1 protein-coding gene is annotated in these 691 nt (G+C 71.8%); it reads left to right on the forward strand.

The features are described 5' to 3' along the window. A partial coding sequence (locus GNZ18_RS40630; RefSeq protein WP_173391035.1) for a UDP-N-acetyl glucosamine 2-epimerase occupies positions 1-691 on the forward strand: 691 nt, incomplete at both ends.

Below are 691 nucleotides of genomic sequence, written 5' to 3' on the forward strand. Positions count from 1 at the left end.
TCGTGTACGGCGACGTGAACTCGACGATCGCCGCCGCGCTGGTCGCGGCCAAGCTGCACATCCCGGTCGCCCATGTGGAGGCCGGGCTGCGCAGCTTCGACATGACGATGCCGGAGGAGGTCAACCGGCGCCTCACCGACCAGCTCTCCGACCTGTGCCTGGTCACGAGCCCGGAGGCGATCGGCCACCTGGCGAACGAGGGCGTCCCCGTCGGCCGCGCGCACCTGGTCGGCAACCCGATGATCGACACGCTGCTGGCCAACCTCGACAGCTTCGACACCGCGAAGGTCCGCGCGGCCCACGACCTGCCCGAGCGGTACGTGCTGGCGACCATGCACCGGCCCGCCAACGTGGACGCGCCCGGCACGGCGGCCGCGCTCGTCAAGCACCTGCACGGCGTCGCCGACCTGGCCGACGTCGTGATCCCCGTCCACCCGCGCGGACGGGCGAACCTGATCGCCGCCGGGCTGGACGCGCACCCCCGCGTCCACGTCCTCGAACCACTCGGCTACATCGACTTCATCGCCGCCGTCCGCGGCGCCGCCGCCGTCGTCACCGACTCCGGCGGGCTCCAGGAGGAGACGACGATCCTCGGTGTGCCGTGCCTGACCGTTCGGCCCAACACCGAACGGCCCATCACCATCACCCACGGCACCAACCGCCTCGTGACGTTCGAGGAACTGGTCCCGGC

This window comes from Actinomadura litoris (assembly GCF_009733595.1).
GTDB lineage: Bacteria > Actinomycetota > Actinomycetes > Streptosporangiales > Streptosporangiaceae > Spirillospora > Spirillospora litoris.